Annotated in this window: 17 protein-coding genes; 12 read left to right on the top strand and 5 right to left on the bottom strand. The window is 47.5% G+C overall.

Annotation, left to right across the window (positions count from 1 at the left end; translation table 11 throughout):
- Positions 1-36 precede the first annotated feature (36 nt).
- The 4 genes from KV201_RS01445 (at position 37) to KV201_RS01430 (ending at position 2229) form a co-directional block, all read left to right on the top strand.
- Complete coding sequence (locus tag KV201_RS01445; protein ID WP_172599622.1) at positions 37-276, top strand: hypothetical protein; 240 nt, start codon at positions 37-39, stop codon at positions 274-276.
- A gap of 11 nt (positions 277-287) precedes the next feature.
- Entirely contained in the window at positions 288-713 is a 426-nt protein-coding gene (locus KV201_RS01440) for a hypothetical protein (RefSeq protein ID WP_011845643.1), read from the top strand.
- 130 nt (positions 714-843) lie between these two features.
- Positions 844-1722 (top strand): neutral zinc metallopeptidase, encoded by an 879-nt coding sequence (locus tag KV201_RS01435; protein ID WP_226058311.1) that lies wholly within the window; start codon positions 844-846, stop codon positions 1720-1722.
- Between the two features lie 51 nt (positions 1723-1773).
- Positions 1774-2229, top strand: coding sequence for an NUDIX hydrolase (locus KV201_RS01430; RefSeq protein WP_226058310.1), 456 nt, complete (start codon positions 1774-1776; stop codon positions 2227-2229).
- A gap of 25 nt (positions 2230-2254) precedes the next feature.
- Here the strand turns inward: KV201_RS01430 and KV201_RS01425 are convergent, their stop codons facing one another.
- The gene (locus tag KV201_RS01425) at positions 2255-3454 is read right to left on the bottom strand and encodes an SAM-dependent methyltransferase (RefSeq protein WP_226058309.1); all 1200 of its coding nucleotides are present in this window, start codon (positions 3452-3454) and stop codon (positions 2255-2257) included.
- Positions 3455-4119: 665 nt separating this feature from the next.
- Between KV201_RS01425 and KV201_RS01420 the strand changes: the two genes are divergently transcribed.
- The 3 genes from KV201_RS01420 (at position 4120) to ubiA (ending at position 8949) form a co-directional block, all read left to right on the top strand.
- Complete coding sequence (locus KV201_RS01420) at positions 4120-5286, top strand: hypothetical protein (RefSeq protein ID WP_115333775.1); 1167 nt, start codon at positions 4120-4122, stop codon at positions 5284-5286.
- 495 nt (positions 5287-5781) lie between these two features.
- Positions 5782-7950, top strand: coding sequence for a DNA helicase II (uvrD, locus tag KV201_RS01415; protein ID WP_006084318.1), 2169 nt, complete (start codon positions 5782-5784; stop codon positions 7948-7950).
- A gap of 138 nt (positions 7951-8088) precedes the next feature.
- Positions 8089-8949: a 4-hydroxybenzoate octaprenyltransferase gene (ubiA, locus tag KV201_RS01410; RefSeq protein WP_226058308.1), complete on the top strand. Its 861-nt coding sequence runs from the start codon at positions 8089-8091 to the stop codon at positions 8947-8949.
- Here the strand turns inward: ubiA and torT are convergent.
- On the bottom strand, positions 8946-10064 hold the full coding sequence (torT, locus tag KV201_RS01405) for a TMAO reductase system periplasmic protein TorT (RefSeq protein ID WP_226058307.1): 1119 nt from the start codon (positions 10062-10064) through the stop codon (positions 8946-8948). The two genes, ubiA and torT, sit on opposite strands and share 4 nt — an antisense overlap.
- A gap of 298 nt (positions 10065-10362) precedes the next feature.
- Between torT and KV201_RS01400 the strand changes: the two genes are divergently transcribed.
- The 4 genes from KV201_RS01400 to KV201_RS01385 all read left to right on the top strand — a co-directional run bounded on the left by KV201_RS01400 (position 10363) and on the right by KV201_RS01385 (position 14286).
- Entirely contained in the window at positions 10363-10758 is a 396-nt protein-coding gene (locus tag KV201_RS01400) for a VOC family protein (protein ID WP_226058306.1), read from the top strand.
- Between the two features lie 34 nt (positions 10759-10792).
- Entirely contained in the window at positions 10793-11842 is a 1050-nt protein-coding gene (locus KV201_RS01395) for a nitronate monooxygenase family protein (RefSeq protein WP_226058305.1), read from the top strand.
- Between the two features lie 220 nt (positions 11843-12062).
- Positions 12063-12980, top strand: coding sequence for a thioredoxin family protein (locus KV201_RS01390; protein WP_226058304.1), 918 nt, complete (start codon positions 12063-12065; stop codon positions 12978-12980).
- Between the two features lie 223 nt (positions 12981-13203).
- On the top strand, positions 13204-14286 hold the full coding sequence (locus KV201_RS01385) for an AI-2E family transporter (protein ID WP_011845652.1): 1083 nt from the start codon (positions 13204-13206) through the stop codon (positions 14284-14286).
- 3 nt (positions 14287-14289) lie between these two features.
- Here KV201_RS01385 and KV201_RS01380 read toward each other — a convergent pair whose 3' ends face one another.
- Both KV201_RS01380 and KV201_RS01375 read right to left on the bottom strand, forming a co-directional pair.
- The gene (locus KV201_RS01380) at positions 14290-14586 is read right to left on the bottom strand and encodes a helix-hairpin-helix domain-containing protein (protein ID WP_226058303.1); all 297 of its coding nucleotides are present in this window, start codon (positions 14584-14586) and stop codon (positions 14290-14292) included.
- Between the two features lie 106 nt (positions 14587-14692).
- Positions 14693-15271 (bottom strand): nucleoside triphosphate pyrophosphohydrolase family protein, encoded by a 579-nt coding sequence (locus tag KV201_RS01375; RefSeq protein WP_226058302.1) that lies wholly within the window; start codon positions 15269-15271, stop codon positions 14693-14695.
- Between the two features lie 227 nt (positions 15272-15498).
- Between KV201_RS01375 and KV201_RS01370 the strand changes: the two genes are divergently transcribed.
- Positions 15499-17613: a M13 family metallopeptidase gene (locus tag KV201_RS01370; RefSeq protein WP_226058301.1), complete on the top strand. Its 2115-nt coding sequence runs from the start codon at positions 15499-15501 to the stop codon at positions 17611-17613.
- A 51-nt stretch (positions 17614-17664) separates the two neighbouring features.
- Here the strand turns inward: KV201_RS01370 and KV201_RS01365 are convergent, their stop codons facing one another.
- Positions 17665-20058, bottom strand: coding sequence for a fatty acid cis/trans isomerase (locus KV201_RS01365; RefSeq protein WP_226058300.1), 2394 nt, complete (start codon positions 20056-20058; stop codon positions 17665-17667).
- Positions 20059-20171: the final 113 nt, after the last annotated feature.

Genomic DNA, 20171 nt, shown 5'->3' with positions numbered 1-20171 from the left:
AATGTGTTATTTTTGTGATCCGCTGAGGCGTACTTGATGATGAAAACCCCGTTGATTATGCTGGTCTTGTGCTCTACTTTGTTGACGTCTGGCTGCGCCGAATTAGCGTGTTCTGCCAGAACTGATGTCGATCCCTATGAGCCCATGCGAGATAAACAGCGCTGTGTCGCCGAGGCGGATAAAAATCTCGACGAGTACCAAAAGGCAAAAGCAGCGGAAGAAAAACAACGGCTGAAAACGGCCATAGAACAAGCCACTCAAAAATCGTTAATTTAGAAAGGATATCTATGAAAGGTGCGGGCGGAACACAGGGCGGGACGGGACAATTTTTTATGGGTCTGGCCATGATGTGTGGCGGATTTTATTTATTGTTCAATGCAATACAAGTGAGTTCTAGCTTTGGGCTGGGCTATGGTTTATATCGAGTGAATGCCTTTGGGCAAGGCATGTCGATCACCACAGGCATGGTGATGCTACCGTTTATTATCGGCATTGTGATGGTGTTTTTTGACGCTAAGAGTAAGTTAGCTTGGCTGCTGAGTTTAGGTTCGCTAACGGCCTTGATTGTGGGGGTTATCAGCTCGATTCAATTCCACTTTAAATCCATGTCGGCCTTTGAACTTATCGTGATCCTCGTTTTGGCCTTTGGTGGTTTGGGATTGTTTTTACGCTCATTGAAAGACGCGCCCACAAGCGATATACAAGCGAAATAACCACTAGACTCTTAATCACTAGATTCTTAACCACTAGGCTCTAGAGTGCAAATACGAAATAGAGCTGTGCATTTAAGCGATTTTAATAGCGGGTTAACGAGTGTTTTTAACTACAGAGTGAAGGAATGCGATGCGCTGGCGTGATACTGACAGAAGCTCCAATATCGAAGACAGACGCGGCCAGCAAATGGCATCAGCGGGCGTGCCGAGTGCTTTGTTACTCAGGTTCTTGCCCTTTTTGCTGAGAACCAAAATTGGCCGTGTGGTGTTGCTCATCGGCGGCATTTATTTCGCTTTTCAGTATTTTACCGGTGGCCTGTCACTCGACCCCAGCACTCAAGCTAATCTTAGCCAATCCCAATCTAGCGCAACGACTGCTGTACAGGATGAGAATGCCCAGTTTGTGGCGGCCATTTTAGGTACCACAGAAACCGTTTGGGGCCAGTTACTCAAGGGTCAATATCGAGAGCCTAAGTTAGTGCTTTATCGCAATATGACCTCCACCGGCTGCGGTATGGGACAGGCGCAGTCTGGGCCTTTCTATTGCCCCGCCGATAGCAAAGTATATATCGACCTTAGCTTTCTCGATGAGCTTAAAACCCTAGGCGCGCCCGGCGATTTTGCCTTTGCCTATGTGATTGCCCACGAGGTAGGCCACCATGTGCAAAACCTGCTTGGCACTAGCACTAAGGTGCGCCAAGCCCAACAATCTGGCAGCAAAGTGCAGGCGAATCAATTGAGTGTCGCACTTGAATTGCAGGCAGATTGTTACGCGGGGATTTGGGGGCATTATGCCAATCAACAACTTAATTTACTTGAAGCGGGCGATTTAGCGGAAGGCATTGCCGCCGCCAGTGCTGTGGGTGACGATCGCTTGCAACAGATGGCGGGTCGCGCCGTACAGCCCGATGCTTTTACCCACGGTAGTTCGGCGCAGCGGGTGAAATGGTTTAAGACGGGGTTTGATTCGGGTAATCTCGCCAGTTGTAATACCTTTGCGGCGAAGTGATTTTGTTTGATATCTCAAATACGTACCGAACATAAATGCAAGGATAACTGATTGGCCTTTAACGATACCTTTAGACTGAGCAGCCATGCGGTGATCACTAATGCGCAGGGACAAGTGCTGTTGCTTAAGGCTAATTACGGTAATTTTGCTTGGGGCTTGCCCGGCGGCGCACTCGAGCCAGGTGAAACGATTCACGAGGCCTTGGTGCGCGAATGCCAAGAGGAATTAGGCTTAGGTGTGCAGGTTAACTATTTGAGCGGCGTGTATTATCACAGCGCCTATCAATCCCAAGCCTTTATCTTTCGTTGTGAACTGGTGTTGCCTGAGTTGCCTGAGGGGCCTGATGTGGCAAAAGATGGGGCAGAAGCCGAGCCATTGCCGATCCACTTAAGTCACGAACATTCAGAGTTTGCCTTCCACGATATCGACACCCTTAGCGCGGTTCAGCAGCAAAGAATCAAAGATTGCCTCAATTTCAACGGAGTTGTCATGAGTGCAAAGTTCTAATGCTTTACCAGCAAACCGCCGGCCGTTAATCGGCTTGGGTTTGCGAGAGCAAGGTTTCTAAGCAATGTTCCTTGATCCCGTAATAGGCTTTAATGTCAGCAATTTGCGCGAGGATTGCGGCGCTGTCTTTCTGATTATGTTGTGGCTTTTTAACGGCCAAAATCATCTTATTTTTATTGGTATGTTCTAGGCTGATAAATTCAAACACCTTAGTCGCATAACCGTTGGCTTCCAAAAATAGCGCACGTAATGAATCCGTCACCATTTCAGCCTGTTGGCCCATGTGCACTCCATATTGCAGCATAGGTTTAAACAATTCTGGGCTGTGCATCTGCGGTCGAATTTGTTTATGGCAGCAAGGCGAGCACATGATGATGTCGGCATTGGCGCGGATACCATAATGAATCGCATAGTCAGTGGCGATATCGCAGGCGTGCAGCGCGATCATCACATCGGTTTGCTTAGGCGCATGGGTTCTCACATCGCCGCAGACAAACGACAAGCCTTGATGATCTAGCGTTGCCGCCGTTTCATTACATAAATCGGCCAAGGCTTGGCGTAATTCTACCCCAGTCACCTGCGCATCATTGTGTAGGCTATGGCGCAGGTAATCATGGATTGCAAAGGTGAGATAGCCTTTGCCTGAACCAAAATCGACCACATTGATCGGTTGGTCATTCTTGTGGGGTGACGCTTCGAGCGCTTGGCTGAAAACCTCAATAAACTTATTGATTTGCTTCCATTTGCGCGACATCGCAGGGATAAGATTATGTTGGCTGTCAGTCACCCCGAGCTGAGTCAGGAAGGGACGTTCAATATCCACAAAACGCTTTTTCTCACGGTCATGTTCCAACGGCGCCGCGACGGCTTGTTTCACGTTATGTGTGCTGATTTGGATTTTGCCTTTTTTGCTGATCTCAAGCTGAACTTCTGCCAGCGCCGTGGCTAAGTGGGCACTCTTAAAATCGCTACCGAGTAACAGTTTTATGCTGGCTAACCCTTCGTCATAACTCAGGTTTTTAGTGATGTGATTCGTCTGGTGTTGATACACAAACGACAGCACAGGTTCATTCTGCAAACTGATCGGCCGAATCGTAATGCGCTGCAGGCTTTTATCTGCCCCTCGGTACTTACTCAACAATAGTTTGATCAGACTATTCTTCGCCAAGCTGTCAGCCAAAAGCTGGTAAAAATCATCAAAAGAATTAAGCGCTGAATGGGACATAATTGTTTCCGAAAAAGTAACCAAGAAAAACAGGGTGAGTATTCTAACCGCGATCCGCCGCTACCTAAAGTTATTCTCATCGAGAAGGAGGGTTGGGGCAGAGCTCCGCTGCTGATCTATCTATTCAGGTTGTAGTGATTAAGCATAGTCATTCTAGTGACGTGCTTAATTGAAGATGTAGCTTGATAGTAGGTGAGTCTGATCCATAAGTTGAAATTCGCCATTCTGCGTTGGTTATTTGCTAATGGAATTTTACCTAGACTTTTTTGAGTTTTTTAATAAAAATCAAAGTCAACGTCGTGGGGCTTCACCCCACACCCGACCAAGGAGGACTGCTCGTCCTATCCTCCTTGGATGCTCCATGACGCCCCCAACGGAGTTGAAAGCCCCTTGTGCTCATTGCCAAATTTGCTATCGCTTCCGAAGGATGCGTCCCTGCACCTGCGAAAGCTAGCTCGCCATCCATGGCGAGACTCACGCAATTTGTCTATTCGCCCTGCGGCAACTCCGAGGGGATGGCGTATTCCTTTGATTGTTGAGTTGTCTGTTGGCCACTTAAAGCATTGAAGAGTTGTGGATGTCTTGTTTCACCGTTAAAGTGTTAAACTCATTGGTTATTTAACTAAGCGTGCCGTCATGATGCACTTCATTCCCAAAAGCATAATATGATAACAAGAACCCTATTTTTTATAGCGCTAATTCTATCAACAGCAGTAAACGCTTCAGAGAACTCTCAGACAACATTAAAATCGGCAGACGAACTTGTCACAGTAGAACAACTTTCAATACAGCTTAAAGAGCTTACAGCAAAGCTTGAGGCTGTATCTAAAGATAATACTGAGCTTAAAAATTCTATTATTCCAAATATTGAGGAAGCCAAAAAGCAAGTTACTCAAATCAACCGGAAAAATACAGAGATAGCTCAATATCTTAAAGAACAAAAAGTTAACTATGAATCGCTTGAAAAGAGAGATGTCGATTTACATCTTTTTATGGACTCACCTGACAAACCCGCGTGGATTAATTTTGGGGCGGCGATAGTTAGTATCGTAGGCTCGATTGGACTCTCACTCTATTTTCTTCATCGGACTCTACGAAGAGAAACAGATAAGCAGGTTGAACAAATCGAAATAGATGCAAGTAAGCGTATGGAAGAACATCTAGAACTTCTTAAAACTCAAGAGAAACAACATAATGATTCATTAGAAAGCAAAATTCAACTTGCTAAAAATGAACAGAAAGAACGTCACAAAGTCGTAATTGACGAATTTCGTCAAAAGTGGATTAACACCTTTCGAGATGAAGCTAGTAGTTATGTCAGAGTCGCAATTCAACTACTCTATTTCTATAAAATCGAGAAAGATATGCTTGAGATAGTTAAAAATTTGAAAAGTGCTGAAAGACGGTGCGCTGTGTTTCGAGCTAAATTCCGTGAAGAAAATAGCGGATTGCCGCGAATCCTCTCTGAAGAAAACAATAATGATTATAGAGAATTAATGATTTACGAGAGGCAAGCAAGAGAATATTTTGACAGTGTCAAATCCACGTATGCAGAGCTTAAGAAACTTGAATCTGAACTAATTGAAAAGACAGTTAAGATTAGTTTTATGCTTAACCCAGATAAAGATGCAAATAGTTTAAATGATAAAGCTTTTGATAATAAGATTTTAGGATTAGTTACCTTTATAAATGATGCATTTATCTCAGAGGAAAGGGTATATCAAGCTCTTACAAACGAATCTCGTATCAAAGAAAAACTCGCAGAGTTTCAGCGCATCGTACCCTTAATGCTCAAAGCTGAATGGGATCGAGTGCAGAGAAAACAGCAGTAGTAAAAAATGATGAGACTATAAAATTTTCTGTGCAGGAATTAACGAGCCATCCATCTTTAAATTTACAGAGTGCATGCTTGTAAGAAGTGGTTCAAATTACTGTAGGGGTTGGCAAGATTAAGCACTGTCATGGAAGTGACCGTTGACGGCATGGATGCCGTCGTCGAGCCTATAGGGACATATTCACGGCGTGTCACTGGAATGACAGTGCGTAATCGTTGAAACAGAATGATGAACACCCTCTCTATGAGCAATTAATACAGCCTTGTATTTGTTCAATTCCGACCCAAAAACAAAGATCTGTTACCGAAACGCTGGATTCCCACCCATGAGCATTGTGGGAATGACAGTGCTTAATCAATGTCGTCATTACAATACAAGCGCAAAGCAAGATGCGGCAACATATCACTCACCTTATGGCTCTCGTCTTGTGGATCAAACGCGCAGGCGGGTTTTCTTCTGTTATAATGCCTCCTCGATTTTTTGGAGGCGAGAATGGACGTATCTTCTTTACTAGACGGCCTGAATGACAAGCAGCGCGAGGCTGTCGCGGCACCGCAATCTAGCATGTTAGTGTTGGCGGGCGCGGGCAGTGGTAAAACTCGGGTGTTGACCCACCGTATTGCGTGGCTGATGCAGGTTGAACAGCAGAGTCCTTACTCGATTCTTGCGGTGACATTTACCAATAAAGCTGCGGCTGAGATGCGCGAGCGAGTTGAAAAAGTCGCTGGCACTAATATGGGCCGCATGTGGATTGGCACTTTCCACGGCTTGGCGCATCGCTTGTTGCGCACTCACTTCCAAGATGCGGGTTTACCGCAAAGCTTCCAAATCCTCGATTCTGACGATCAAGTGCGTTTGATCAAACGTATTCTTAAAAGCTTGAATTTGGATGAGAAACAATATCCTCCACGCCAAGCTCAGGGTTATATCAATGGTAAAAAAGACCAAGGATTACGCCCTAAACATATCGATGCGGGCGGTTTTCCGCTTGAGCAAAATCTGCTAAAAATCTATCAGGTTTACCAAGAGTCTTGCGATCGCGCAGGTTTAGTCGATTTTGCCGAAATCCTATTACGTGCCCATGAGTTATGGCTCAATAAGCCGCACTTGTTGGCCCATTATCAAGACAGATTTAAGCATATTTTGGTGGACGAGTTCCAAGATACCAACGCCATTCAATATGCGTGGATCCGCGTGCTCGCCGGTCAAACTGCCAATGTGATGATAGTCGGTGATGACGACCAATCGATTTACGGCTGGCGCGGCGCTCAGGTTGAAAACCTACATAGATTCTTAAAAGATTTCCCGACGGCAACCACGATTCGCCTCGAGCAAAACTATCGCTCTAAGGGCAATATTCTTAAAGCTTCCAACGCCTTAATCGCCAATAACCCAGAACGTATGGGCAAAGAGTTGTGGACGGATGAAGCCGATGGCGATCCGATTTCGCTCTATTGCGCCTTTAATGAAATGGACGAGGCGCGTTTTATTGTCGGCCGGATTAATGATTGGCATGAAAAGGGCGGCAACCTCAGTGATTGTGCGATTTTATATCGTTCTAACGCTCAGTCGCGGGTATTAGAAGAAGCCTTATTACACAAAGGCTTAGCTTATCGAATCTACGGCGGTTTACGCTTCTTCGAACGCCAAGAAATTAAAGATGCCATGGGTTACCTGCGGTTGATTAATAACAAAGACGACGATGCGGCGTTTGAGCGCGTGGTGAACACGCCGCCCCGTGGCATTGGTGATCGCACTTTGGATATTTTGCGCTCCACGGCGCGTCAACATGAGTTAACCCTGTGGCAGGCGAGTGTGCGTTTGCTCGACGAGAAAGTGCTCGCGGGCCGCGCAGCAAATTCTGTGCGTGGTTTCATGGACTTAATCATGACGATGCGTGAAGACACCCAAGATATGGTGCTGTATCGCATGGCCGATACTGTGATCCAAGCTTCGGGTCTTAAGGCCATGTATGAAGCCGAAAAGGGTGAAAAAGCCCACGCCAGAATCGAAAACTTAGAAGAACTCGTCACAGCGGCACGTACCTTCGAAATGCCAGAAGAGCTGGAGGACATGGGCGAACTTAACGGTTTCCTCTCCCACGCGGCGCTCGAAGCAGGCGAAGGCCAAGCCGATGCCTTTACCGATGCGGTGCAGCTAATGACGCTGCATTCTGCCAAAGGGTTAGAGTTCACTATGGTGTTCATGGCGGGTGTTGAAGAAGGGATCTTCCCGAGTAAAATGGCACTCGAAGAGGGCGATAGACTCGATGAAGAACGCCGCCTCTGCTATGTGGGCATGACCCGCGCGATGGAAAAACTCTACATTACCTATGCGGAATCGCGCCGTATTTATGGCCGCGAAGATTACGCCAGGCCATCGCGTTTTATCAAAGAGATCCCACCGCAATATGTGGATGAAATCCGCCTCAAAGCGCAGGTTTCAACCCCTATGGCGAATAATCGTTTTAGCACCCAAAAGTCGGCTGCCACAAACGATACCGGTTTTAACGTCGGCCAACGAGTCAATCACCCTAAATTTGGTGAAGGCAAGGTGACCAACTTTGAGGGCAGCGGTGCTCAAGGGCGAGTGCAAGTCAGCTTTACTGACTTTGGCAGCAAGTGGTTAGTAGTGGCTTACGCTCGTTTAGAAGCGCTGTGATGACTGCCATCATCACGATAAATGTCAGCTTTTTGTGACACGCTTTTAGGGGATGAATTCGCATCGGGAGAAGCATGGGTATATGATGCTAAGCCTGAAAACGAGTGGAAACTTGAGGGTATTGGGAGTACCTAGTTAATGAATTTAAAGCAAAAGTGGGATGTGTATTCCCGTCTTACTCGAATCGACCGCCCCATAGGTACGCTATTATTGCTGTGGCCATGTTTGATGGCGCTAATGTTAGCTGCGGGTGGCATGCCGGATCTTAAGGTATTGGTTATCTTCATTATTGGCGTAGTGATCATGCGTGCCTGTGGCTGCATTATTAACGACTATGCCGATCGTGATCTCGATTCTTTTGTTGAACGCACTCGATCTCGCCCGCTGGCCAGTGGCGAAATCAGCACCAAAGAAGCGCTGATACTGTTCGTCATTTTAGGTTTATCCGCTTTTGGTTTAGTCTTATTACTCAATGGATTAGTCGTTAAACTATCCGTTGTTGGCATTATCCTCACGATTATTTACCCCTTCACTAAACGTATCACCAACATGCCGCAGATGTTTTTAGGCATAGTGTGGAGCTGGTCTATCCCTATGGCTTACGCCGCGCAAACGGGTGAAGTGCCGATGGAGGCTTGGTGGTTATTTGCAGCTAATTGGTGTTGGACTGTCGCCTACGACACTATGTATGCCATGGTCGATAGGGATGATGATCTAAAAGTGGGTATTAAATCTACTGCGATTTTGTTCGGTAAATATGATCGCCAAATCATAGGGTTATTTCAGCTTGCTGCGTTGGCTTGTTTTATCGCCGCAGGTTGGAGCGCCGACCGTGGTTTGATCTATGGTCTAGGTATACTGACTTTTGTCGGTTTTAGTACTTACCAACAAATGCTGATCTTTGATCGTGAACGAGCCCCTTGTTTTAAAGCTTTCCTCAATAATAACTGGGCAGGTTTAGCCTTATTTGTTGGGCTGGGTGCGGACTATTTGATTTAACGAGTACCGTTTACGCTGGGCAGATCTTGATGGATCATCCATTGATTTTCCGGCGCTAATATTTGTTCTAAATCGATTTGGTGGATGTTGTCTTGGGAGATAACCTTGATAACAGGGCTCACTCTGCGGGGATAAGGCGCACCTTCGAGTGCGCGCACCGCGAGATCGATGGCAATTCGAGCCTGCAATACCGGTGAGTCGCTGACTGTCGCGAGTAGCTGCTTTTTCTGCACTAATTCTATAGTTTGCGCATTAGAGTAAAATGCGATGACTTTGCCGGTTTGATTCCGGCGTCCATCTAAAAAGCGCGCCGCGAACGTGGCCGCCACCGCATTGGCAATTACATAATCTACGCTTTGTTTTGCAAGTACTTTTCGCACTAAATCCGCTTGAACAAATAACTCCGTCGTGCCGTAACCGCCTTCAATTGTGTCGAACTCTTGTTTAGCTGCCGCTTGTCTAAATCCTTGTTCCGCCGCCATCACCCAAGAGGCGCCCTTAGGACCAGGAAACCACGCCACTTTAAGCTTAGGTGACTCCTGATTGATAGCTTCTCGCTGCTGCGCCGCAATATATTCTGTCGCCGCAACGGACATATCTTCAAAGCTGACTAAGGAGCGACTCGTGAGTTTGTCGGTCGCGATACCATTGACTAAATCGATAACCGGAATGCCCGCAGCGCTGAGTTGTTCAATATCCGCAATCAGTCCGTCAGCGGTATTGGCGGCAATAATATAAGCTTGAGCCTTGAGTGCATAACAATCATGGAGTTGCTGTTTTTGCTGCTCAATCTTGTCATATCCACCAGCATCATAAATGCCAAGCGTTACGCCTTGGCGCTCGGCTTCTTGTGATAATCCAAAGGCGACGCCCCACCAATATTGATCTTTACCGTGGGGAAGTAAGGCGCAGATCCGCCATGCTTTATTGGCCTTAGCGAGTGGCGTGTAGAGGGTCTTTTGACCGTCGGCAATGACATCGGCGGGATACCAAGCTGCCTGCACTGCAAAGACGAAACTACTGAGGATTAAGAGGAGGCAAATCCTGAGGGAACGGGCGAAGAATGCAGTCAAGTGCATAGGCTCATCATGGTAAGTGAACAGTGAACTAAGCATAGAACAAGGATCCGTAGTTGCTTAATCATAGTTAAATAAAGCTAATTTATTGTTTAATAACAAGCGTAAAGCAGTACTGTTATGGTTTGGTCGCAAAGATACAACATGACTTAAACGCCGTGGGGCAACGCATCCGCAGGCTTTACGCTTTGGCTCGTTCACTGAATGCTTAAGTTTACATTTCACGTTGAAGGCTTAATTGCAGCGGGCTAGTTTTCGCCCTCGTGCTTGGTCTATAGTGCATAACTTATAGTGGCTTTCTATTGTCAACATCATGCTTGGGTAACAAGGAGTCGTTATGTTTATTCCGCCAGGATTTTCACGGGTTAGCCCGTATATGATTATCAACAATGCCGATAGTTTAGTGGCCTTTATGCAAAAAGCCTTTGATGCTAAAGCGCTACATATTTCCCATCGATTGGATGGCAAAATAGCCAATGCGCAGATGCAAATCGGCGACTGCCTATTTATGTTAAGCGAGGCGAGTGAAGCGTTTCCGCCAATGCCAGCATCCTACTATTTGTATGTGGCAGATGCCGATAAATCGGTAGCTCAGGCACTCGCTGCTGCGGGCGAGTTAATCATGGCAGTGGCGGATAAACCCTATGGCGATCGCCAAGGTGGAGTGCGGGATCCCGTGGGCAATCTGTGGTGGATCTCCCAGCGTTTAGCCGCAGGGCCATATCAGGATTGATCGTCAAGTGATAACCAGTCAAAGGAGATGATGTATGCCGTGCCAGTTAACCCGATTATTTGGAATCGAATTGCCAATTATTCAAGCGCCTATGGCGGGTGTTCAGGGCAGTGCCTTAACGATAGCCGTGTCGCAAGCCGGTGCGTTGGGATCTTTGCCCTGCGCCATGTTATCCCTTGAAGCCTTAGATGCCGCGTTGACACAGATCCGCGCCCAGACGACTAAGCCCATCAATGTAAACTTCTTTTGTCATCACGAGCCCGAACCGCAAGCGGCGAAACAAGCTGCATGGCTCAAGCAACTAGCGCCTTATTTTGCTGAGCTGGGTATCCATTCTGATACCCAAGCTGCGGGAGCACAACGCGCGCCCTACACCAGTGCTCAGGCTGAAGTGTTAGCTAAATTCAAACCTGAGGTTGTGAGTTTTCACTTTGGTTTACCCAACGAAGACTTGATGCTGGAGATAAAATCTTGGGGATCTAAGATCATCTCGACGGCGACCACAGTGGAAGAGGCGCTCTGGTTAGAAGCGCGTGGCGTAGATGCCATTATTGCGCAGGGCTTAGAAGCTGGCGGCCATAGAGGACATTTCTTATCCGATGATTTGACTGAGCAACTCGGCACTTTTAGTTTATTGCCGCAAATCATTACTGCCGTTGATGTGCCCGTTATCGCCGCGGGTGGCATAGTCGATGCCAAAACCGTGCGTGCCGCCATGGCGATGGGCGCTTCGGCGGTGCAAGTTGGGACGGCTTATTTACTTTGTCCTGAATGCACCACCAGTGAGATCCATCGCGCCGCCCTGCAAAGTGAGGCGGCGCAGCATACGGCTCTGACTAACTTATTTTCTGGTCGCCCCGCACGCGGCATAGTGAATCGTTTTATGGCTGAACTTGGACCTATCAATAACGCAGTACCGGATTTTCCGCTCGCCTCCAGTGCCGTCGCAGGATTGCGAAGCGCCGCCGAGCAGCAAGGGTTCGGCGATTTTAGCCCGCTCTGGTGCGGCCAAAATTCAACCGGCTGTCAGGCGATTCCTGCCGCAGAGCTAACAAGACAATTGGCGTTAGGCTTGATAGTTTAAGATGTTGTATTAATAGACCATTAATACTCATTGATATACTCACCAAGGCTTACATTTTACATGGCTAAATTAGTGACTTGTTAGTTTATACTCACTGGTTAAAGGTTGGCTGCTGGGTAGACTGTCGCTCCCTTTAATTATGTATTTTCTGTGTAAATGGCTGCAAATCACTGGCCCCATAGTGCGGATGCGAGTGGTCTATCAATTTAAGGAAAACACTATGTTGTTACGTCAAATCATTGTTATGTGCCTTGCCGTCGTGAGTTTTGCTACGTTTGCGGGCGACAAAGCCTATCAAGATATCGCACTTAAAACCTATCCCGATCAGCAGCAAGTGACCTTAGGCAGCGTTGCGGGTAACAAGCCGATATATCTAAAGTTTTGGGCAACTTGGTGTCAGCCCTGTATGGAACAAATGCCGCATTTTGAAGCCTTGCAGAAGAAGTATCAGGACAAGATTAATATCGTCGCAGTGAACATCAATATTAATGAAGAGCAGCCTAAGATCGCTGACGTTATCGCGCGCTTCGGGCTCACTATGCCAGTGTGGTTGGATAATGAAGGTGAGTTGGGTGTGGCTTTAGGCTTAGTCGGCACGCCCTATAGTGTATTAATCAATCGTGCGGGTGATGTGGTTTACACTAGCCACGAGTCAGATGCTAATTTAGATAAATTTATCGATATGTTGGCGAATGGCCAAGAGTTGACGGCGCAGGCAACAGAGGCGCCCAGTGCCGAGCAAACGGCTAAGTTACTGAAGCCTTGGGAACAAGGTGAGCATCTACTCTTTTTCACTGCAACTTGGTGTGATTGGTACTTGGCAGAGAGCCGTCCAGAAATGTCGAAAGAGTGTATTGCCGTCCAAAAAGGCTTAAATAATCTCGCGCAAAAAGTGCCGAATAAAGCGTGGCACGGTGTGGTCAATCACCTGTGGACAGACGATAAAGCACTCGAAGATTTTAAGCAGCTTTATCAGACTAAAATCGATTTTAGTATCGATGAGTTAGGCGTGTTATTTAATCATTTTAAAATCCGCAATATCCCGACGTTACTGTGGGTTAAGGACGGGAAAGTCATTCAGCGCATTACCGACTTTAGTCAGCCAGAGCAACTCGTTAAGCAGCTCTCGGCTCAATAAGCTCATTTCAACTGTTAGGCCTTTGATAGATAGCCAAAGGCCTTTTTCTTAAAAGATTGAATCGATACACAACGCAATATTCGGTATTAAAGTGATTGCCCATGGGAAGCGCTGCGCAATAAACTGACTCACAGAACGGGTTGAGCTCAAACGTTAACGGTTGGCACAATGCCGAGTGTTTTCCATTTTATCGTTGGATTGTATTGTGGGGAGTGTTAGCACTATGACGCCGATTTTCAGTAATGCCGCGATTGGGCGTAGTTTGTTGATTTTGCTCTTATGCGCTGGTGTATTCTTTTTTATCGACTTTTTAGTGCCTGCCTTAGCCGCCTTGATTGTGTGTTTTTCGAGTTGGCCTCTTTATCAAAAACTATTGGCAAAATGCGGTGGTCGTTCGGCGTTGGCGGCAACCATTGCCCTATGTTGTATTGTGCTCGGGTTGATTATCCCGCTGGTGTTTGTATTTTCCTATGCGTTACAAGAGATAAGAACTTGGGTTGATTGGTTGGTGTTTACTAACCAACATGGTTCGCCCGTGCCCTTGTGGATCAAAGATTTACCTTGGATGGGTGAATGGTTAACCCTGCAATGGCAGCAATTTATCGGTGAGCCCCACGAGCTAGGCAAAATTATCAGTGCCATCAGTGGTCAGAACCTGAGTGGCATTTCCCGTTGGGTGCTGCAATTGGGCTGGAACACACTAGGCCTGCTACTGACCTTACTCTTTATGCTTATTACGTTGTTTTTCCTCTATAAAGATGGCGAGCAAGTGGCCAAGCAGCTGGATATTGTCGGCGAGCGAGTATTGCCCGCCCGCTGGCATAGCTTCTCCCGTGTGGTGCCTGCTACGGTCAGTTCGACGGTGATTGGCATGACGCTTATCGCGATCGGTGAGGGCATAGTGCTGGGGATTGCCTATTGGATTGCGGGTGTGCCATCGGCCGTGGCTTTTGGGGTGTTAACCGCCTTTATGGCCTTGGTTCCCGGCGGCGCGCCAACCATGTTTACCTTGATTTCACTCTATCTTGTCGGCACTGGCGATATGACGGCGGGCGTCGGCTTGTTCCTTTGGGGCAGTATAGAGCTGTTTATTGTCGATAAAACCCTGCGACCTAATCTTGTCGGCGGGCCGATTAAATTGCCATTTTTACCGACTTTTTTCGGTTTGATCGGCGGCGTGAAAACCATGGGTTTTGTCGGTTTGTTTGTCGGCCCAGTATTGATGGCCTTGCTGGTGGCGATTTGGCGGGAATGGTTAAGGGAAGAACCTGAAATAATACAAAGTGATAAACAGGCGGGAAGCTAAAAGCTAAGGTTTAGTCTGCCCTAAGGTATTTTTGCGCTCATCGGTGTAAAACCACCAAGGTTTAGCATCTTCGCCCGCCATAAAACGGGTGATGGAGATAAACACATCGATCATGCACGGGTCGTGTCGCTGGCCCGTTTTGTCACACAGAGTTCGATACAAATCGTAGGGATTTTGCCCCAGCAGTTGCTCAGGTTTATCTATACCGAGCAAACGTAAATCCGCCGCACAGGCTTTGCCAATATTCGGCAAATCAGTTAATTGCTTCACCTTGGCACGCACTACTTTCGCAGGATTCATACGGATTGCCTCGTTAAAACACACGCTGAAAAGTCATTACTGCTGGATAATCGCTCTGGCGAAATAAGAGCCTGCAAATAACAGGCTCTAAAAAAAGCTATCAAATCTAGGCTTTAACCAGTGTAGTCAGATCTGCAGGGCGGTAGTAAACCGATTTTAGTACCTTGCCTTGGCGAACTACTTTACCCGCCATCTCCACATCTTTAGCGCATTTGGCTATGATGAAGTCGCCTTGTTGACTACCAACAATTTCAACACCTTGCTTAGCATAAAAAGCAACTGTCTCAGCCAGTTCTTGCTCGTTGCGGCACACTTTACTCATATTGCTTGAATGGACTTCGTCCCAGCAGCGAATAAAGTCGATTTCACGGTTTTTAGCGACGCATAGCAACAAGTCAATCAGGTAACTGATTTCGAGTCTGTCGGTCATGGCTTGTGCGCCTAAATGCACTAAACGCCCCATTAACACATACACAGAATCGACGATGGCATCGGCTTGCTCGATACGGCTATCGGCTTCTGCTAGTTCAGTTAACTCTTCAATAATCAATGAAGTATGTAAAGTGTCGGCCTTGTCATCTAAGGAATCAACATCACTAACAGGCAAGTCGAAGGTGCTACGAAACTCACTGATATCACGATATAAGTGGTCATAAATAGGTTGAGTTAAGCGGGTGAGTTTCATTTGGATTGCCTTGGGAACAATAAACAATAAGTAGTGGGCGGCAATTTTAAAGAAATGCGCCGCAGAATACAAAGTTCAGGTTGCCTCGGTAGACTGGCTCAAAATGTTTGCATTAACTTTTTATCATAAAAAGTGGCTTTGTTTTACTTCTTCATTCAGTGCCAGTTACACTGCAAAACCTAATCATCACAAGATAAATACAATAATAAAAGAAAGAGGAGTCATTCATGTCGGACCGTCTTATTCCCGCGCTGTTACTGTCTACTTCAGTACTGACGGGGCTCACTGCTTGCAGTGATAACACCACAGAAAACACAGTTAAAACCAGCGAAAGTGCATCTAAAAGCCAAGACGTTGCCGCTCAAATGCCGGTAGGTATTAATGTCGCGGCTATGTCGCCAACCGTAAAACCTGGGGATGATTTTTATACCTACGCCAATGGCGAGTGGATGAAAACGACGATGATCCCAGCCGATCGCTCCAGCACTGGTGCTTTCCTCGTTGCCTTTGAAGCGACCGAAAAGCATAAAACCAGTTTGATTGCTGAACTGGTAAAAGCGCAGCATACGGCGGGTAGCGACGAAGCGCGTATCGCCGATTTTTACAAGGCTTACACAGATACTGCCGCCATTGATGCCGCAGGAATGAAACCTGCCGAGGCGGATATCGCCCGTTATGAGGCCATTGCAAGCAAGCAAGATTTATCCGCAGCATTAGGTGAAAACCTGCGCGCTGATGTTGACCCTCTCAACGCGACCGATTTCCATACCGAAAACCTGTTTGGGGTCTTCGTAACCCAAGGTTTAGCCACGCCGGGCGAAGTTTTGCCTTACTTTTTGCAGGGCGGTTTAGGCTTACCTGAGCGCGAATATTACCTGTCTGCCGATCCTAAAATGGCCGACATTCGCAGTGCTTACCGTGCTTACATTGAAACCTTGCTCAAAGATGCGGGCGTGAGCGATGCCGCTGCCCGTGCCGATCGTATTTTTGCCCTTGAGAGCAAGATCGCTGCCGCCCACGCTAGCCGTGAAGATAGCGAAGATTTCGCTAAGTCTTCGGGCGTGTGGAGCCGTGCTGACTTTGATGCCAAAGCACCGGGTATCGACTGGACAGCCTTCCTCGCGGCAGCGCAATTAGGCAATCAGCCAAAATTTGCAGCCTACCATGCTACAGCGATTACGGGACTTTCTGCGCTGGTGGCCTCTGAGCCTTTAGAAGCTTGGAAAGATTGGCTCGTGTTCCACCAGATCAACAGCCACGCCGATGTGTTGCCATCGACCATCGACAATGCTTCGTTTGCCTTTAATGGCACTAAACTTTCTGGCACGCCAGAACAGCGTGGCCGCGATAAACGTGCTTTAGCGGCACTCGATCAATACCTAGGTGATGCCGTAGGCCATGCCTATGCCGAGCAATATTTCCCTGCTTCGGCTAAGGCTGAAGTCAGCATTATGGTAGATAACATAGTGGCCGCTTTTGGTCAGCGAGTGGAAAAACTCGATTGGATGGACCCTTCCACTAAGAAAGAAGCCCTAGCGAAAGTGGCGACTATGGCAGTGGGCGTGGGTTATCCCGACAAATGGCGCAACTACGACAGCTATACTGTAACGGCGACTAATGCCTACGCTAATGCCATCAATGGTGAAAAAGTAGAGTACAGCCATCAGCTCGCCAAGATTGGCAAACCAATGGATAAAGGCGAGTGGTGGATGACACCGCAAGTGGTGAATGCGGTGAACTTACCCGTGCAAAATGCGCTTAACTTCCCTGCGGGTATTCTACAGCCACCATTCTTCGATGCTATGGCCGATGCGGCTTACAACTATGGTGCGATTGGCGCTGTGATTGGCCATGAAATCAGCCATAGCTTTGATAACAATGGTGCGGCATTCGACTCGACTGGCGCTATGCGTAACTGGTGGACGCCCGCTGACTTTGCCCAGTTTGCTAAGCAAGGCGATGCGTTAGCTGGGCAGTTTGATACCTATGCACCTTTCCCTGATTTACACGTCAATGGCAAGCTGACCTTAGGTGAAAACATTGCTGATGTGGCGGGTTTAGCCGCGGCTCTTGATGCGTACCATGCCTCGCTTAACGGTAAAGAAGCCCCAGTGATTGAAGGATTTACGGGCGATCAACGCTTCTTTATCGGCTTTGCGCAAACCTGGGCCACTAAGATGCGTGATGAAGCGCTGCGGGCTCGCGTCGCTACCGATGGCCATGCACCCGGCATGTACCGCGCGCTGACAGTGCGTAACTTAGATGCTTGGTATAGCGCATTCGATGTTAAGCCTGGCGACAAGCTGTATTTAGCGCCAGAAGATCGCGTTAAGATCTGGTAAGTTTACTGGGTTGATTTAAAAGCAAGGGGAACGCTAGCGTTCCCCTTTTTATTAACGATTTTGCAGGCGGTTGTAATCCAGCCAACCGCTTTCTATTGGATGATTGTCGAAAAATATCTGATTGAGTTTGTCACTAAAGGCCCAAAATGTGGGATCGCTACGGCGTACAGCCGCAATATCGAGCAGTGCCTCATAGTCTTTCTCGGTTTGCATTTGCTCTACCGCCGCCACGATTTTAGGTAAATCTTGTTCTTTCACCAGCCAGAAGGCTTCTGGGTAACTGCCCAATAAACCATGCACTAAGGTGACATCATCCTTTGCGGGTTCGCGGTTACTGGCCTCATTAAACAGGCTCGAAATATTACGATGAGCACTATTGCGAACTAAGGTAAAGACCTCGGCTTTACCCGCTTTTTCTGGCTCGACCATGATCATGGTTAGTTCAGGTAACAGGGTCGCTTGGGTGCCTTTTAATCGACCTAATGCCTGCAACAGCGCCTTGCTGTTGGCTTGCAAGTTGCTGTTTTCTATTTGATATCTATTTGGCTGAACCTTAGCGACTTTCTGCCCGAGCTTTTGATACAACTCGCCCTTGAGGTCATCGCTATAGTAGAGAACGCCCGTGGGCTGATTAAAGGTGTTGATATCCCCCGCGATAAACGCCGTGAGCTGAGTGCCAGCCCCTTGATACCAATCACTAAACTGTTTGCGCCTTTCCTCCTGTGGTAATAAGGTCAGGAAATTTGATTCCCCTTCCATGCGTAAAAAATCCATGTATAAGCGAGTTAAAAGCTGGTGGCCGTAGTTACCATACACATCGAAACCTGCGACCAGTAAATAGTGGATACGCTCCAATAAGGCGTAATCGATAATCCAAGCGGTTTTGGGCGGCTCGCCAACTAAACCTTTGACCACAGTGGCATTATCGAAGTGGCGAAACACTGTCAGGCTAGCATTATCATTGTTGTCGTCACCATCCCAGAGCCCGTCGATAGTGAGGTGTTGGCCGTTTTTAAACTTCTCATTCAAGAACTGATTACGCGCCCGCATGTACTTGCCTTGCTTGGCGGCATATTTCACCCAAGTTACGGCGAGTGCAGTGCTTTCTTCCTCCGCTGGCATTCGTAGGTTTTCAATCTGGGAATGGTAGAAGGTCCTAAAATCCGTGTCGTCCATATAATCTGGGGTAACAAAGTACACCCAGAATCTGTCGTTAATCACATTGAGCGCCACCTGACCACGGCACACTGGGCCTTTGATAAAGCCCATAATGGTGTCTTGGGCGCGGTTCAGCATAAAGCGATAGCGCGCACCGGCAGGAATTTGAATAAAGGCTTCGAAGGGATTGGCCGCAATGCTCGGCTGGTAGCTCGGCAGCTGAGTCACTGAGTAATCTGCATCGATAAACCATTGCTGCCAGTCGTGCAGCAAGCCGGTATTTAAGGCATAGGGGATATGAGTTTTATCGACTATGGTCGCTCGATAAGGTCGAAAACGGTAATAGACACGTTCCACCTTAGGATCGTCGAAGGGGCGGCGGGAGGCGATAATATCCAGCGCTTGCCCCGGCGGCGTCCTCGAACGAACTAACTCGAAAAACAGAGGCTGGGCGCTTGGCTGATTTAAAGATTCAAAATATAAGTGAAAGGCAAACAAATGCTCGTAGATGTAGCGTGCACTTAATTGGCTTTTTAAACTGTCACCGTTTAAGAATTGCTCCCAATGGGTGATTTCCGTTATAAATTCAGGGGCTAGCGATGGTGCGAACGGCAACGGCGCACCTTGTTCGAGCCAGTGCATCAACACTTGATGTTCATTCGCATTCAGCGCTGGCAAGCCATAGGGCATGCCCGCAAACGGTTGGCTTTGCTCGTATTTGTCCATTTCCTCTAGGTTGGCGCATTGCTGAACTCTGTCGAGGCTGAAATCAAAACGCTTATCTAAAATCTTGTCTTCGGGCAGGGGATGCATTTGCTTAAGCGTGAGCATTCTGGCCAATACTGAGGCTTGGGTATTGGCTTCTGGAGTTTGATTGCGCTCGTTTAACATGGGGTAAAACCCGCGTTGACGCCAAGCTTCTGGGGTAAAGGCATCGACAAATAAGCGATTGGGCGTGGCGGCGACTAAACGTGTGCCTTGATAGACTTTTTCCTTACTCGCTCCGCGTTCTATGCCTTCGCTTGAGGTCATTTTGAACTGGCAGGGAGCATCGTAGCAGGCATGGCACACCACGCAGCGGCTATTGAGGATCGGTTCAACTTCTTTGTGCACAAATTCGGCCTGTTGAACAAATTGGTTGTTAAGCTGTGCATTCTCGACGCGCTTTTGCGGTGAGCTAGTGCCAAACAGAGCATTGAAATCGATTTGCGCTACACTGGCACAACCCGTCGCCAACAGCACTGTGGCCAATAACAACCTTTTCCATATTCTTTTTATCGCGTCCATTCACGACTCCTTTATTTGCCACCTAGCAGAGTTAGCCATTTAGCCCACTGATCAGCATCACTTTAGCAGAAGAGTGTGTTGGATCTAAAATTTACAGCCTGATTTTTATCCTA

The organism is Shewanella sp. SR1 (genome assembly GCF_020447145.1).
Lineage (GTDB): Bacteria > Pseudomonadota > Gammaproteobacteria > Enterobacterales > Shewanellaceae > Shewanella > Shewanella baltica.
The sequence above is the reverse complement of the archived record's forward strand: the minus strand, read 5'-3'. Positions and strand labels throughout refer to the sequence as shown.

Coding starts and splice junctions, on each gene's coding strand:
- KV201_RS01445 (WP_172599622.1), top strand. CDS start 37: ATGATGAAAACCCCGTTGATTATGCTGGTCTTGTGCTCTACTTTGTTG.
- KV201_RS01440 (WP_011845643.1), top strand. CDS start 288: ATGAAAGGTGCGGGCGGAACACAGGGCGGGACGGGACAATTTTTTATG.
- KV201_RS01435 (WP_226058311.1), top strand. CDS start 844: ATGCGCTGGCGTGATACTGACAGAAGCTCCAATATCGAAGACAGACGC.
- KV201_RS01425 (WP_226058309.1), bottom strand. CDS start 3,454: ATGTCCCATTCAGCGCTTAATTCTTTTGATGATTTTTACCAGCTTTTG.
- KV201_RS01420 (WP_115333775.1), top strand. CDS start 4,120: ATGATAACAAGAACCCTATTTTTTATAGCGCTAATTCTATCAACAGCA.
- uvrD (WP_006084318.1), top strand. CDS start 5,782: ATGGACGTATCTTCTTTACTAGACGGCCTGAATGACAAGCAGCGCGAG.
- ubiA (WP_226058308.1), top strand. CDS start 8,089: ATGAATTTAAAGCAAAAGTGGGATGTGTATTCCCGTCTTACTCGAATC.
- torT (WP_226058307.1), bottom strand. CDS start 10,064: ATGCTTAGTTCACTGTTCACTTACCATGATGAGCCTATGCACTTGACT.
- KV201_RS01400 (WP_226058306.1), top strand. CDS start 10,363: ATGTTTATTCCGCCAGGATTTTCACGGGTTAGCCCGTATATGATTATC.
- KV201_RS01395 (WP_226058305.1), top strand. CDS start 10,793: ATGCCGTGCCAGTTAACCCGATTATTTGGAATCGAATTGCCAATTATT.
- KV201_RS01390 (WP_226058304.1), top strand. CDS start 12,063: ATGTTGTTACGTCAAATCATTGTTATGTGCCTTGCCGTCGTGAGTTTT.
- KV201_RS01385 (WP_011845652.1), top strand. CDS start 13,204: ATGACGCCGATTTTCAGTAATGCCGCGATTGGGCGTAGTTTGTTGATT.
- KV201_RS01380 (WP_226058303.1), bottom strand. CDS start 14,586: ATGAATCCTGCGAAAGTAGTGCGTGCCAAGGTGAAGCAATTAACTGAT.
- KV201_RS01375 (WP_226058302.1), bottom strand. CDS start 15,271: ATGAAACTCACCCGCTTAACTCAACCTATTTATGACCACTTATATCGT.
- KV201_RS01370 (WP_226058301.1), top strand. CDS start 15,499: ATGTCGGACCGTCTTATTCCCGCGCTGTTACTGTCTACTTCAGTACTG.
- KV201_RS01365 (WP_226058300.1), bottom strand. CDS start 20,058: ATGGACGCGATAAAAAGAATATGGAAAAGGTTGTTATTGGCCACAGTG.